This window comes from Desulfuromonadaceae bacterium (genome assembly GCA_019429445.1).
In the GTDB taxonomy this organism is placed as follows: Bacteria; Desulfobacterota; Desulfuromonadia; order Desulfuromonadales; family JAHYIW01; genus JAHYIW01.
Map to the genome: position 1 here is coordinate 31,331 of JAHYIW010000023.1, position 14,323 is coordinate 45,653.

The 14,323-nt window shown below is 57.5% G+C and carries 10 protein-coding genes and 1 tRNA gene; 3 read left to right on the forward strand and 8 right to left on the reverse strand.

All coding sequences use genetic code 11. The features are described 5' to 3' along the window. Positions 1-1,143 carry a general secretion pathway protein GspE gene (locus K0A93_10370; protein MBW6512498.1) on the forward strand — a complete coding sequence of 381 codons (1,143 nt, stop codon included), beginning with the start codon at positions 1-3 and terminating at the stop codon, positions 1,141-1,143. Between the two features lie 65 nt (positions 1,144-1,208). After that, positions 1,209-1,285: transfer RNA gene (locus tag K0A93_10375), tRNA-Met, on the forward strand. A 253-nt stretch (positions 1,286-1,538) separates the two neighbouring features. On the opposite strand, the gene K0A93_10380 is transcribed toward K0A93_10375, so the two are convergent. The 8 genes from K0A93_10380 to K0A93_10415 form a co-directional block, all read right to left on the reverse strand. After that, positions 1,539-2,660, reverse strand: a complete 1,122-nt coding sequence (locus tag K0A93_10380) for an ABC transporter permease (protein MBW6512499.1) — start codon at positions 2,658-2,660, stop codon at positions 1,539-1,541. Between the two features lie 2 nt (positions 2,661-2,662). After that, positions 2,663-5,476, reverse strand: a complete 2,814-nt coding sequence (gene rbbA, locus K0A93_10385) for a ribosome-associated ATPase/putative transporter RbbA (protein MBW6512500.1) — start codon at positions 5,474-5,476, stop codon at positions 2,663-2,665. After that, the gene (locus tag K0A93_10390; GenBank protein ID MBW6512501.1) at positions 5,476-6,519 is read right to left on the reverse strand and encodes an HlyD family efflux transporter periplasmic adaptor subunit; all 1,044 of its coding nucleotides are present in this window, start codon (positions 6,517-6,519) and stop codon (positions 5,476-5,478) included. Before K0A93_10390 ends, rbbA begins: the two co-directional genes overlap by 1 nt. 80 nt (positions 6,520-6,599) lie before the next feature. Beyond that, positions 6,600-6,884, reverse strand: coding sequence for a MarR family transcriptional regulator (locus K0A93_10395; protein MBW6512502.1), 285 nt, complete (start codon positions 6,882-6,884; stop codon positions 6,600-6,602). Positions 6,885-6,909: 25 nt separating this feature from the next. Beyond that, a complete protein-coding gene (locus K0A93_10400; protein ID MBW6512503.1) occupies positions 6,910-7,518 on the reverse strand; it encodes a TetR/AcrR family transcriptional regulator in 609 nt (202 codons plus the stop codon). Positions 7,519-7,597: 79 nt separating this feature from the next. Further along, positions 7,598-9,049 (reverse strand): efflux transporter outer membrane subunit, encoded by a 1,452-nt coding sequence (locus tag K0A93_10405; protein ID MBW6512504.1) that lies wholly within the window; start codon positions 9,047-9,049, stop codon positions 7,598-7,600. Continuing rightward, entirely contained in the window at positions 9,046-12,222 is a 3,177-nt protein-coding gene (locus K0A93_10410; GenBank protein ID MBW6512505.1) for an efflux RND transporter permease subunit, read from the reverse strand. Before K0A93_10410 ends, K0A93_10405 begins: the two co-directional genes overlap by 4 nt. 2 nt (positions 12,223-12,224) lie before the next feature. Beyond that, positions 12,225-13,517 (reverse strand): efflux RND transporter periplasmic adaptor subunit, encoded by a 1,293-nt coding sequence (locus K0A93_10415; GenBank protein MBW6512506.1) that lies wholly within the window; start codon positions 13,515-13,517, stop codon positions 12,225-12,227. A gap of 101 nt (positions 13,518-13,618) precedes the next feature. Here K0A93_10415 and K0A93_10420 point away from each other — a divergent pair, with 101 nt between their 5' ends. Beyond that, complete coding sequence (locus K0A93_10420; GenBank protein ID MBW6512507.1) at positions 13,619-13,783, forward strand: hypothetical protein; 165 nt, start codon at positions 13,619-13,621, stop codon at positions 13,781-13,783. The last annotated feature ends 540 nt before the right edge of the window (positions 13,784-14,323 follow it).

Below are 14,323 nucleotides of genomic sequence, written 5' to 3' on the forward strand. Positions count from 1 at the left end.
ATGGCCGTAACCCTTCTTGACATGCTCCTTAACGCCGGCATGATCACGCCGAACCAGTGTGATGAAGCGCTGCAGAACCGGGTCTTTTTTGGCGGTCGCATCGGCACCAATCTGATCGAACTCGGTTTTATCGACGAAGTTGTACTGGCGCGTTTTTTGAGCAAAAAACTCGCAGTTCCTTGCGTTGACCCAGGCGATCTGCTGGATATCGCGCAGCAGGTTGTTGCTCTGATCCCGGCCGAGTTGGCGATTCAACATCAGATTGTACCGATCCGGGTTGAAAATCGGCGCCTGTTCATGGCCATGGCCGATCCGCTGGCGCTGGCGGTCATCGATGAGCTTGCTTTTATCACCGGTCATGTTGTCAAGCCACTGATCGCTCCGGAGGTGCGCCTGATTCAGGCGCTTGGCCACTACTATGGTTTCGCTATCAGCGAGCGTTATCAGCGTATTTTTGAGCGGCTCGAAACCGAGCGCCGCGAACGCGAACAGGAAGAGCTGACGCGCGAGGAAGAACGGCAGGCGCGCGAAGCGGAGCAACGCAAAAATGAGCAGGCACAACGGGCGCGTGAAGCAGAGAAACAGGCCCATGCAGCGGAGTTGCGGGCTTTGGCAGAAGCCGAGGCGGAAGAGCTCTGGCGCGAACGAATGCAGCGTTACTCGATCAGCGAGTTTTCCAAGTCACTGGCAAATGCCACGCACCGGCGCCAGATTGCCGACACATTGATGCGCTTTCTCGGGCAGGAATTTCGTTTCGGAGCCCTTTTCCTTATCAAGGAACACCTCGCTGATGGCTGGCGGGCGGCTTGCCTTGGTGAACCATTGCCCGCTTTCGACCATGTCAAATTGTCACTGTTGCCATCCTCGGTGTTGGGACAAGTGGTGGCAAGCGGGAAATCCTGGGTCGGTGCTGTGCCTGCAACGGCGGATAATGCCGATTTCAAAAGATTGTTTGATCAGGATAACGACGATGATGTGTTGGTGGTGCCGGTCGTTGTCGACCAGCGCACGGTGATTCTGCTGGTCGCCGCAGGGAGCCGCGATGCGAGCGCTCAGTGTCACACAATCGTCGAGAAACTGGCGCACAAGGCGGCCCTGGCTTTTGGTATTCTCATTTTCAGAGATCGGATACTCCTCAATTAACTTTACTCTTTCGAATAATTATTCTTGACAAGAAACGCGATCCGGATTACTTTAGTCAACTCTGACGCGGGGTAGAGCAGTCTGGTAGCTCGTCGGGCTCATAACCCGGAGGTCGCAGGTTCAAATCCTGCCCCCGCAACCAAAAAAATCAAGGGACTTGCATTCAGTTGCAAGTCCCTTTTTATTTGGTTGGTATTCCACATTTTTTTCGGAGCTTTCGTCAACCCTCCAGAAAAAAGCTATATAGAACCGCAAAAGATCTCCAGTTTTTGTGATAAGCATAACGGAGAACAGCTTCATGCAGCAAATCATAGAGTCATTGACCGATAATTACAGTCTCACCAAACCCGAAGTGATTACGGAGATTGAAACAGCTTTTTCCGCCATGCTCTTGTTCATCCAACGGTTCCGATAGTTTTACGGAACCGTGCCAGAGAAAGGGAAAATAAGCCGGCGCCGATCAGCAAAAGAGCAAGAAATTGCGCCCAGACAACCTCAAAACCAGCTCCACGGTAGAGGATGGCTTGGGCCAGCATGACGAAATGGGTGTTCGGCGCGGCCAGCATGATGTGCTGGATAAACTCCGGCATGCTTTCCCTGGGTGTTGTGGAGCCGGAGAGGATCTGCAGCGGCAACAGCACCAGCATCAACAGCAGACCAAGCTGCGGCATGGAACGGACCAGGGTGCCGAGAAAGATCCCCAGGGAGGTGGAGGCAAAGAGATGCAGGGCGGTGCCAACCAGAAAAAGGGTGATCGAGCCTGCGATGGGAACGGAGAGGATCCCCTTAATGACAAATATCAGAGAGCAGGCCGAGATGCTCAGCACCACCAGCGCCATGGACCACACCTTGCCGGCCATGATCTCGAAGGGAGTAATCGGCATCACCAACAGATGCTCCACCGTACCATGCTCCCGTTCTCGGATCAATGCAGCTCCGGTGAGCACTATAGAGAGCATGGTGATGTTGTTGATGAGTTCCATCACCGCGCTGAACCAGAATTTGTTCAGCTGGGAATTGAAGCGTATCCGTAGGGCAAGATCAATTTGAGGAGCCTCATCCGGCCGATATCCCAGAACAAATTCCCTTATTTCGCTGTCGGTGATTGTCTGGATATAGCCGCTCCCGACAAGGGCCTGACTCATTCGGGTGGCGTCCACATTGAGCTGAATGGTGGGCTCTCGTCCGGCTAACACATCCTGCTGGAAGTTGGGCGGGATGTTGAGGGCGAAGATGTCGAGACCGGCGTTCATGCGGGCATCCATCTCAGTCTGGGAAATCAACACCGGCTCGGTAAAGAGCGGAGGGAAAAAAGCGTCGGTGATGCGGGCGGACAGTTGGGAACGGTCCTCGTCGACGACGGCAATGGGCGCCTTGTGCAAAGTATCGGGAATGGCCTTGGCAAAGGCGTAAATGCCAAAGGTAAACGCATAGACAATGATCACGATCATCATGGGGTCGCGCAGCAGGCTGCGCAGCTCCTTGATGCCGAGATGCAGAATGTTGGCGGCGCGCATGGTCAGTGCTCCTGTTTTCTGAGCAGAATTGCCCCAAGGCCGATCAGTACCGGGCCGGCAATCAATAGAGGGACAAAAGCTGCGTGAAGATCAGCAAAACCGAGCCCTTTGGAAAAGGTGCCGCGGGCAATGGTCATAAAATGGGTGGTTGGGTAGCCTTTGCCGATCATTGCACCCAGTCCTTCAAGCGAGGAGACCGGATCAATCATACCGGAGAAGTGTACGGCCGGCAGAATTGACAGTACAAAGGTCCCGAACATGGCGGCGACCTGGCTGCGGGTAAATGTCGACATTACCAGCCCAAAGGCAGTCGATGCAATCACGTACAGTAGTGCTGCGCATAACAAGGTCATGAAACTACCTTTGACCGGTACCCCGAGAAAGGTGACAGCCAGGACGGTGAGGAGCAGAAAGTTGATCATCGACAAAGCCACGTAGGGAATCTGTTTGCCGAGCAGAAACTCCAGCCGGGTTACCGGGGTGACGTAGAGATTGACGATGGAGCCCAGTTCCTTTTCCCGCACCACCGACAGCGCAGCCAATATGGCCGGAATCAGCATCAACAGCAGGGGAATAATTGCCGGCACCATCGCCACCATACTTTTGATATCCGGGTTGTAGCGAAAGCGGGTCTCGATGTTCACCAGGCTGCTCAGCGCCCCGCCGCGCCCGGCCTCACGCGCCTTTCGCGTCAGCCACTGCGCATGCATGCCCCGCACATACCCTTGGATGGTTTCTGCCCGCATGGGCATGGCGCCGTCAACCCAGGCGCCTATCGAAACCGGCCGGCCACGGGAAAGATCGCGGGCAAATCCAGGGGGGATCTCTATGGCCAGGGCGAGCTTGCCGGCGCGCATCCGCCAATCCAGGTCTTGATAATCACGGATTGGGGCTTTTTCGCTGAAATAGCGGGAGCCGGCGATATTCAGGGTGTAATCGCGGCTGACGGTGGTCTGGTCCCGATCCAACACGGCGACGGTAATATTTTCTACATCCAGGGTGATGCCGTAGCTAATCACCAGCATCAGAATGACGCTGCCCAAGAGGGAGAGCGTCAGGCGAATGGGATCGCGCATCAGTTCCAGGGTTTCACGCCGGGCGTAACTCGCCATGCGCCGGGGATCGAAGAAACGCGAGAAACCGGCAAGTTCGTTGCCGGAGTGCGAGGATTCCCCCTCTTGCATGATCGGCCTTTTTTCCCTGGCCGGAATCCCGCCGTCTTCCCCGGCATTTGTCTCGCCCACGGCAGCTTTCAGGTAGGCGACGAAGGCGTCTTCCAGGGTGCCGGTTCCATGCCGGCCGGCAAGCTCGGCGGGGGCGCCGACGGCGAGCACCCGGCCTGCGTGCATCAACGAAATACGGTCACAACGCTCCGCCTCGTTCATGAAGTGCGTCGAGATGAAGATAGTCACCCCGTCACGCCGCGAGAGCTCTCCCAGGGACTCCCAGAAAGCGTCACGCATTACCGGGTCCACTCCCGAGGTGGGCTCGTCCAGGATCAGCATCTCCGGCTTGTGAATCATGGCCACGGCCAGCGACAGACGCTGACGCACACCCAGCGGCAAGGCGTCGGGCAGTTTGTCCAACACCTCGAGCAGACCGAAACGGGCGGCGATTTCTTCGCTGCGTTGGTCGATCTCTTGCGGGGGCACTTCGAACAGACGCGCATGCAACCGAAGGTTCTGCTCAACCGAAAGCTCGGAATAGAGGGAAAACGACTGGGACATGTAGCCGACCCGCCGGCGGGTATCCAGGTCACGCGGGTCCAGCTCCCGGCCGAACAGCCAGGCACGCCCTTCGGTAGGTGGCAGAAGGCCGGTCAGCATTTTCATGGTGGTGGTCTTGCCGCAGCCGTTGGAACCCAGAAAACCGAAAATTTCGCCCCGGCGGATGCGGAAACTCACATGATCCACCGCCGTGAAGTCGCCGAAGCGCATGGTCAGGTCCTTGGCCTCGATCGCCGTTTCGTCGCCGGCTTCGGCGTCCAGCGGCGGGATCGCCTTCCCGCGGTGCCTGCGGCGCTTCTCCTCCGGCAGCAGGGCGATGAAGGCGGCTTCCAGCGATTCGGTTCCGGTTCGCCGGAGCAGCTCCTCCGGCCGTCCGGTGGCCAGTATGCTGCCCGCGTCCATGGCCGCCAACGTGTCGAAACGCGCCGCTTCCTCCATGTAGGCGGTGGCCACCAGCACGCTCATCGTGGGGAGCGCTGCACGGATACCGCCGATCAACTCCCAGAATTGGCGTCTTGACAGCGGATCGACGCCGGTGGTCGGTTCATCCAGGATCAACAGGTCCGGATCATGAATCAACGCGCAACAAAGTCCGAGCTTCTGCTTCATGCCGCCCGAAAGTTTGCCGACCGGGCGATCAACGAAGGGCGCGAGTCCCGTTGCCTGAGTCAGCTCCGTGATCCGCCGTCGCCGCTCCGGCCGGTCATGGCCGAAAAGACGGGCGAAGAAGTCGAGGTTTTCAAACACAGACAGGGTCGGGTAGAGGTTTTTACCCAGGCCCTGGGGCATGAAAGCGATACGCGGCAGGATCCTCCGGCGGCTGCGCGCATTGGCCATGTCGACGCCGAACACCTCGACCCGGCCGCTCTGAATCTGGCGCGCTCCGGCGATCAGCGCCAGAAGGCTGGACTTACCCACCCCGTCCGGTCCGATGAGACCGACCATGCAGCCCGCCGGGATATCGAGACTGACATCGATGAGCGCCCGCACCTTGCCATAACGCAGGCCGACACCTTCAAGGCGTGCGACCGTGGCGCCAGGGGCGGTCGCCTGCCCTTTTGCGGCAACCTCGACAGGATCCTCGCTCATTAAGGCACCCTTACCTGCAGTTCCGGCGGCCAGTCCACCGTGGCATCAAGTCGCACATAGGCCATGCCCGGCAGGCCGGTCTTGACCTGACGCAGGTGCCGGCGCAGCAGCGCCGGATCGATCCGCGCCTTGACCCGGAACATCAGCTTCAGGCGTTCTTCCGTTGTCTCCACCGTTTTCGGGGTGAACTGGGCCTCGGCGGCGACGAACGAGATCTCGGCCGGGATGACGTATTGCGCGGCGGCATCGAGCACGAGACGCGCTTCGGTACCCAGTGCGACCCGTCCGGCCGCTTTCGTCGGCAGGAAGAAGGTCATGTAGACATCGGTGAGGTCGATCATGTTCAGGACAGTGCCGCCGGAGGCCAGCACCTCGCCGGGCTGGGCCACCCGGTATTGCACCCGTCCTTCCCGCGGCGCCTTCAGCACGCTGTCGTCAAGGTCAGCCTGGATTCGCTCAAGCATCGCCCGGGTCGCCTCCACATCGGCTTGGGCGCCAAGCACCTGCGATCTGGCCGTGGCAATGGCCGCATCCGTCGTTGCGACATCAGCCTCGGCAGCACGCAACGCGGCTTCGGCGCTGAGAAAAGCGGCACGATCGTCGTCGAATTTCTGCTGGGAAACGGCCTTGTCGGCGACCAGCGATCGCGACCGCTCCAACCGTATCCGGGCCACCTCGACTTCGGCCACGCGTTGCGAGACCACTGCCTGCGCTGCCGTTTTCTCGCTTTGGCGCTGCACGACCTGGCTGTTGGCGATCCGCACCGAGTTCTCAGCCTGGCGCAAGCGGGCCAATGTCTCTCTTTTCTGAGCCTCTACAACGGCGGTGTCCATTTTGGCCAGAATCTTCCCGGCCGGAACGTTATCGCCTTCGTCCGCAAAAATCTCCTTGACCCGTCCGGCTCTCGGCGTGGCGATATTAATTTCCACCGCCTCAATGCGTCCGTTGCCACTGGCGATACTCCCTTCCAGTCCGTCACTCTGGAAATAACGCCAAAGCAACAGAGCCGCTACCGCTGCCACGCCAAGAAGCAGCGCCCTCATCCCCCATTTTTGAAATGTTACGTTTATCACATCTTTCTCCATGCCAAAGCTCAGGGGTCTTCAAGCGCCTTCTTTGAGCTTCATGGCGATTCGCGCCACATGACTATATAAACCCGGCGGTCCAGGGGACTCGTCTTCCTGGAAACCAGGGGCTTACTTTCAAGACGATCCACGATTCTGGTGACATTCGCCGGTTTCTTCTTGGTTCGGCGGCAGATTTCCCGTTGGGGATACCAGGTATCTCCCTCCGCCAAGCATTGCATCACATACAGTTGTTCCGAGGTCACGTCATAGGACCTGAGAATTCGATCCGCGACATTCTGGATGTCCCGGGCCAACAAACAAATCGCCCGGTTTAACGGCATCTCCCTGCTTCTTTTTTTTATGCGGTCATTCGAGTTGCAATTCTCCACCTTTAACCCCTCCCAGCAACAGGCGCACCACATGCGTAGCGACCTTTTCCGGGAAATCATGGTCCGGCGATCTACCCAATAGATGCTGCCGCAGGGGAGTAATCTGGTAGTGGTAAACCACCAGGCCGACGATGGAAATGGCCAGCATATGTGAGTCAAAGCCGGGGGCGAGCTCACCGCAAAGGGAAAGGAGCGAGGTGGAAAATTCATGAAAAACCTGGCGCGCCAGCAGTTGCAGGCGCTTGTTATCCCCCGCCAATATTTCCCGCTGGATCAATTTGTTGAAATCCGGGTCGTCATGAATGAGCCGGCAAAAAGCCTCGACAAACTTTTTTAGCCGCTCCTCGGGGGGTGCCTCCGCGCTGAGAGCCACCGATAATGTCTCGGCTCTCCTGGCAAACGCAAAAGACATGGCTGCCATGTAGAGAGTATGCTTGTCCTGAAAATGATGATAGAGGGTTGCCGGATTCAAACCGACTTCGGTGGCCAGGCTGCGCATGGAAACGCCATTGAAGCCGGCTTCGGCAAAAAGAGGGATAGCGGCTTTCAGGATTTTGGCTTTGCTTTCCGGAATGATTGATTGCATGTTGTTGTCGCCTATTATTTTTTTCCTTTATGCCGCTTGACATAACCCAGATAAAAACAGGGAGTACAGTCTGCCCGGTTCATTCGGGTTGCTTGTCGCTTTTTCGATATACATCAGGTTCGTAACTTTTTTCGGATAGTCCGCCCCCCATCACAGTGTAAAGCCGCACCCGGTTGGCGAGTTTGGCCAGGCGCAACGCCACCAGCACCTGCCGGGCGGCAAAGTGAGAGCGTTGCGCGTCAAGGACCCCGAGGTAACTGTCAATTCCTGCCGTATAGCGTATGTCGGCGAGACGATAGGTTGCCGCGGTCGCGGTAACCAGGGAGAGCTGGGCTGCGATCCGCCGGTCTATCGTCTCCTGCACGGCAAGGGCATCGGCTACTTCCCGGAAAGCATTCTGGATGGCATTTTCGTACCGGGTGAGGATAATTTCCCGATCGGACTGGCTGACCCTGAACGCCGACCAGACACGGGCGTCGAAAATAGGCGCCACGACCTGTGGCGTGAAACTCCAGGTACCCGTTCCGGAACCGAAAAGACCGGAGAGGCCGTCACTGGCCGTCCCCACCGTGGTTGTCAGTGCAATCCGGGGGAAAAAGGCGGCCCGGGCCGCGCCGACAAAGGCATATGCTCCCTTGAGTCGATGCTCCGCGGCCATGATGTCAGGCCTCCGCAAGAGGGTTTCGGAAGACAATCCCGCGGAAATTTCCGCGGGCGGGGCGACACTTTCGAGGTCAACCGGCAACAGTTCATCCGGGACCGGAATGCCGGCGAGGAGGTTTAAAGCGTTTTGGCCCAGGGCCACCAGTTGCGTGTAAAGGGCGACGCTTCCCCGCGCCGTCTCCACCGGTATCTGTGCCCGCCGCAGATCCAGTTCGTTGGCAAGGCCCGTGTCATACTGTTTCTGCACCAAACGGTAAGCTGCCTGCTGTGTTTCCAGGGTGGACCGGACCAGTTGCAGATTCTCCCGGTCCGCGGCAAGGGTCAGATACACGCGGGCGACCTCGGCCACCAATGCAATCTCGGCGCTCCGTCCGGCCTCTGCGGTTGCCAGATACTCCTCCAGGGCCTGATCTTTCAAGCTGCGGATCCGTCCGAAAAAATCAATCTCCCAGGAAGCTATCCCCAGCTTAAGGTTGTACTGCTCGCGTGTCCGGGAATCCCCTGGTTTGACAAAATCCGCTGACAGGCCTTGTTTGCCCCCCTCGCCGGTCGCCTGAAGCGCGGGCAACAGCTCGGCCCGTTGCACGCCATAGAGAGCCCGTGCCCGTAACACGTTCTGGGCGGCCAGCCGCAGTTCCCGGTTATTTTCCAGGGCGATGCCGATGACTTTTTGCAGCTTTCCGTCGGTAAAAAACGCCTGACGGCTGAGGTCCGAGGCAACCGGCGATTCGGGTATGGTCTGGTATGCCTCGCCCCGCGGCCACTCAGCCGGGATCGGCGCTTCCGGCCGCAGGTATTCGGGGGCCAGGGAACAGCCCCCGGCGACAAGACCGATGCCGGTCAGCAAAATTGCTAATCGTCTGTTCATTTTTCTCCCTCCGCCGTTGCGCTTTCTTCATGATAGCTCATAGTTACTTCTTTTCGATGTTTGCCAAGCGCTTTGTAGATCATGACGTAAAAGAGAGGCGCGAACAGAGTAACCAGAAAGGTTGAGGTAACCGTGCCGCCGATTACGCCGATGCCGATCGCCCGTTGCGCGCCCGATCCCGCACCGGTTGCCAAAGCGAGAGGCAGTACTCCAAAACCGAAGGCCAGCGATGTCATGATGATCGGCCTGAGCCGCAGTTTGGCGCCCTGGAGTGTCGCCTCGATCAAGCCCATGCCTTCATCGACTTTTGCCCTGGCGAATTGGACGATCAGGATGGCGTTCTTGGTGGTGAGTCCCAGCGTGATCAACAGGCCGATCTGGAAATAGACGTCATTGGGCATCCCTGCAGTGCTTGTGGCGATCACGCCGCCGATGGCCCCAAGGGGCATGGTTAGCAGGATAGCGAGGGGAATGGGCCAGCTTTCGTAAAGAGCCGCGAGGCAGAGGAAGATAGCAAAAGCTGAAAAGGCATAGAGCAGAAGGGCCATGGAACCGCCCTGCCTTTCCTGGTAGGAAAGTCCGGCCCAGTCGGCGGCGATTCCGGTAGGCAGTTTGGCTACAATCTCCTCGATGGCGGCCATGGCCTCGCCGGTGCTGTGTCCTGGAGCCGGCTCTCCCCAGATATTGATCGAGGGAAAGGCGTTGAAACGCTCCAGCTTCGGCGAGCCGGTCGCCCAGCGCCCCGCGGCAAAGGATGAGACCGGGACCATTTTGCCGGCGGTGTTGCGCACATAGAGTTTTTCCAGATCCTGTGGCAGCATGCGGTATGGGGCTTCTACCTGGGCATAGACCTTTTTGACCCGGCCGGCCTGGATAAAATCGTTGACATAGGCGCTGCCGAAGGCGGCCGAGATGGTGTAATGAATGGCATCGATGGGAATCCCCAGGGCGCCGGCCTTGTCCCAGTCAACATCGATGTGGTATTCGGCCACATCATTCATGCCGTTGGGCCGGACCCTGATCAAGCGGGGATCTTGGGCCGCCATGCCGAGGAGTTGGTTACGCGCCTCCATGAGTTTATCGTGGCCCAGGCCCCCGCGGTCCACCAGTTGCAGGTCAAAACCGGTGCCGATCCCCAGTTCGACGACCGGGGGGGGCGGAAAAGCGAAGACCATGGCTTCCTTTATCTGTGAAAACGCCCCCATGGCGCGCCCGGCAATGGCCTGGACTTTTAAATCGGGCCGCCGGCGAAGCTCCCAGTCCTTGAGCTTGGCAAACCCCAGTGCCATGTTCTGTCCCTGGCCGCCGAAACTTACGCCCGCTACCGTAATGAGTGAATCCACACCTTCCTTCTCGTTTGTAAGGAAATGATCCGTGACTTTGGCCATGACCGCTTCGGTCTGCTCAAGAGTTGAGCCGGGGGGGAGCATGGCCTGGACCAGAATGATGCCTTGATCTTCGTCGGGAATATAGGATGTGGGCATGCGCTGGAACAGATATCCCATGGCGGCGACAATGAGAACAAAAACAAAGAGATAGCGGATTTTTTTCGCTAAAATACGTCCTACCAGCCGCACATAAAGATCCCTGGCCCGGAAGAAAACCCGGTCGAACCAGCGGAAAAAAGGGCGCAGGAACCAGACGGCGCCGTCCGAAGGTTCATGCCCCTTGGGGACCGCTTTGAGTAAGGTCGCGCAGAGCACGGGTGTCAGGACCAGGGCCACGACAACCGACAAGAGCATCGACGAAATGACGGTCACGGAAAACTGACGATAGATGACTCCGGTGGAACCTGGAAAAAAGGCCATGGGGCCGAATACCGCCGAAAGGACGAGACCGATGCCGATCAGGGCGCTGGTGATCTCATCCATCGATTTGGCGGTGGCTTCGCGGGGGGAGAGCCCTTCCTCGGCCATGATCCGCTCGACGTTCTCCACCACCACAATGGCGTCGTCGACCAGGAGGCCGATGGCCAGCACCATGGCAAACATGGTCAGCATGTTGATGGAAAATCCGAAAAGTCCCAGGATGCCAAATGTGCCCAGCAGAACCACGGGCACCGCGATGATGGGAATAAGAGTGGCGCGGAAGGTCCCCATGAAGAGGTACATAATGACGAAGACCAGAAAGACTGCCTCAAAAAGGGTCTTTACCACCTCGTCGATCGCCACCTTGGTGAAAGGGGTCGTGTCATAGGGGTAAACAACTTTCATTCCAGGGGGGAAATATCCGCTCATTTCCTCCATTTTCTGTTTGACGGCGTCGGCCGTTTCCAAGGCATTGGCGCCGGCGGCCTGCCGGATCGCCATGGCGGTCGAAGGTTTGCCATTGTATTTTGCAATGCTGTCGTAACGCTCACTTCCCAACTCGGTGTAACCAATGTCACTGACGCGCACCACCGATCCGTCGGCATTGGTGCGGATGGGAATTGTCGCGAATTCCTCCGGAGTCTGGAGCAGATGCTGCACGATGATGGATGCGTTCAAGCGCTGCCCGTCAACCGCCGGCGCCCCACCCAGTTGACCGGCGGACACTTCGACGTTATAGCCCCTGAGGGCCTGGATTACATCTCCCATGGTCAGACTGTAACTGACCAGCTTGTCCGGATTGATCCAGACCCGCATGGCGTACTGGGATCCGAAGTTCATGGTTTCGCCAACGCCGGGCACCCGGGAGAGCACTTTTTCCAGGTTGGATTGGGCATAATCCTGCAAATCACTGCTGTCCATACTGCCGTCTTCGGAAGTAAGACCAACAATTATCAGGTAGTTCCGGGTGGATTTGCTGACCTTGAGGCCCTGGCGCTGCACGACGTCCGGCAGGCTGGCCATGGCAAGCTGGAGCTTGTTCTGCACTTTGGACCAGGCGACATCCGGATCGGTGCCTGGTCCAAAGGTCAGCTCGATTCTGGCGGCCCCTGACGATGAACTGGTGCCTGCAAGATAGAGCATGTCATCCAGACCGGTCATCTTCTGCTCGATGATCTGGGTGACGGTGTTTTCCACCGTCTCGGCAGAGGCGCCGGGAAAGAAGGCGTCTATGGCGATGGACGGCGGGGCGATCGGCGGATACTGCGCCACGGGCAGACCGTAGATCGCCAGCCCGCCGGCCGTCATCATCACGATGGCGATAACCCAGGCGAAGACCGGTCGGTCAAGGAAGAATTTTGACAGCATCACTTTCCTCCTTCACCGCGATTTTGCAATTGGCTCCCGGGCCTGTCGGCTGAGGCGTTACCGGCAGCAAGGGGCTTTTCGGCGTTGGAAGGGGCGAAGGGGGCTGCATTGACCGACGTATCCGGACGCAGCATCGTCAATCCCTCGACGATCACCTTGTCGCCCGGAGAAAGACCGGCCGAAACCAGCCATTTATCGCCGATGGCCCGATCAAGCGTCAGCGGCCGGAAGGCGGCCTTGCTCTCCGCGTCCACGACCAGGGCATAGGGATTGCCCTTGGGATCGCGGGACACGCCTTGCTGCGGGACGAGGAGAGCCCGCTCGTTGACGCCTTCCCTGACAATCGCCCTGACGAACATGCCGGGGAGAAGTGTGCTGTTCGGATTGGGGACAACCGTCCGCAGGATGACCGAGCCCGTGGTTGGATCAACAGTGACATCGCTGAATTCAAGGATTCCTGCCTCAGGGTATGGGGTGTCGTCCTCAAGGATAATTTTGACTGAATTATGATCCGTTTCGTATCGCGCGAGGCGGCCGTCCTCAAGACGCCGCTTCAGACGCAACAGCTCTGTAGTAGACTGGGGTATATCGACAAAGATTGGGTCGAGCTGCTGAATGGTCGCCAGCGCCATGGGCTGGTACGCCGTGACAATGGCGCCGTCAGTCACGTTGGATTTGCCGATGCGGCCGGAGATGGGCGCGACTATTTTGGTGTAATTCAGGTTGATGCGCGCTGTTTCTAATACCGCCTTGTAAAATTTAATATCAGCCTCGACCTGGGCCAAGCCGGCGACCGCTTCATCGTAGGCCTGCTGGCTGACGGCTTTTTCGGCCAGTGCATTTCTGTAACGCTCCGCTTTCGACCTGATTGCTGCCAGATTTGCGTCGGATCGTTCAAGGGCGGCCTGTGCGTTGGCGAACGCGGCCTGAAACGGTGCGGGATCCATTTGGTAAAGCACCTGCCCGGCTTTGACCATGGAGCCTTCATCAAACAACCGCTTCAGGATCAGACCGCTGATCTGGGGGCGGATTTCCGCGACCCGGAAGGCCGAGGTGCGACCGGGCAATTCTGTTGACAGCATGATTTTTTCCGGCTGCATCACCACAAAGGAGACTTGCGGAGTCGGACGAGGCGGCGGACCCTGCGACGCGCGGTCGCAACCGATAAGCATCAACCCCGGGAGCAGCAGCAATAACAGCAGGCCCCGCAAAGAATTACGTGGACCAGGGTTTGTAACTCCTCTCCAGACCGCCTTCGTTAAAAATTCATCTTTTCTCGAACTCTGCTTCATGTATACAAACCTCCCTGCTTTTGCCGTTACCAACAAGTGAAATCCCGTAAAACCAAACGAACGTTTGTTTATAGCGCAATGAAAAAAGAAATTCAAGAAAAATGGCAAGCGCTCAATGCTACAACGCCAGCCACTGTAGGTCAGGCAATCTCCCGGAATTTTTAGTCGCGGAGACTGTCATGCTGAGCAAACCCCTGGAAATCGTCATCGTCCTCACTGTGCGCAAGAGCAGCGCCATGTTGCGCACCTTTCTGGAGCGGCAGTGATGAAGGTGATGATGACCGGGCCCGGAGGTAACCCTTTGGGGAGGACGATTCTGATTTTTTTCTACACCTATTTTCTTCTCCACCAGACGGACTGAGCGGAAGGGGATAACCAGAAAGATTTATTGTGCAACCTGTGGTGGAGGATTGGCGGGGCAGATGGGAGTATAATAAATCTTTCAAGTGTATGTAATTAAAAGAAGATTTGTTTTAATAAAACTACTGTCACCCCTAAAGTTACCCCTAAGATGTGTGATTGACACTGATTTAGATCATGTTGCATAAGGGGGGCAGGGGGTGGCTTCCATTTATTGGAGCGCAGCAGAAATTGCGTTCGACAATACTGCTATAATATGCATGACTTTTCTCAGAAGTTATTAGATCATACTATTCCCCCCACGCCTTTAAATTTCTCTACAAACGCGGCGATCTTTTGAAACACGCTCTGCTTTTTGGTCAGATACTGCGGATTCAGCGGGCTCATTTTAGGCAGAATAGCATTGAGTTCCGTGCCATTCTCACTGGCGAATTCACGTTTGAGTG

What these genes read in the sequence shown, in the direction of transcription:
- K0A93_10380 (MBW6512499.1), bottom strand. Translation starts at nt 2,660, where the DNA reads ATGCGCGCCGCCAACATTCTGCATCTCGGCATCAAGGAGCTGCGCAGC.
- K0A93_10370 (MBW6512498.1), top strand. Translation starts at nt 1, where the DNA reads ATGGCCGTAACCCTTCTTGACATGCTCCTTAACGCCGGCATGATCACG.
- K0A93_10390 (MBW6512501.1), bottom strand. Translation starts at nt 6,519, where the DNA reads ATGAGGGCGCTGCTTCTTGGCGTGGCAGCGGTAGCGGCTCTGTTGCTT.
- rbbA (MBW6512500.1), bottom strand. Translation starts at nt 5,476, where the DNA reads ATGAGCGAGGATCCTGTCGAGGTTGCCGCAAAAGGGCAGGCGACCGCC.
- K0A93_10420 (MBW6512507.1), top strand. Translation starts at nt 13,619, where the DNA reads ATGGCAAGCGCTCAATGCTACAACGCCAGCCACTGTAGGTCAGGCAAT.
- K0A93_10395 (MBW6512502.1), bottom strand. Translation starts at nt 6,884, where the DNA reads ATGCCGTTAAACCGGGCGATTTGTTTGTTGGCCCGGGACATCCAGAAT.
- K0A93_10415 (MBW6512506.1), bottom strand. Translation starts at nt 13,517, where the DNA reads ATGAAGCAGAGTTCGAGAAAAGATGAATTTTTAACGAAGGCGGTCTGG.
- K0A93_10400 (MBW6512503.1), bottom strand. Translation starts at nt 7,518, where the DNA reads ATGCAATCAATCATTCCGGAAAGCAAAGCCAAAATCCTGAAAGCCGCT.
- K0A93_10405 (MBW6512504.1), bottom strand. Translation starts at nt 9,049, where the DNA reads ATGAACAGACGATTAGCAATTTTGCTGACCGGCATCGGTCTTGTCGCC.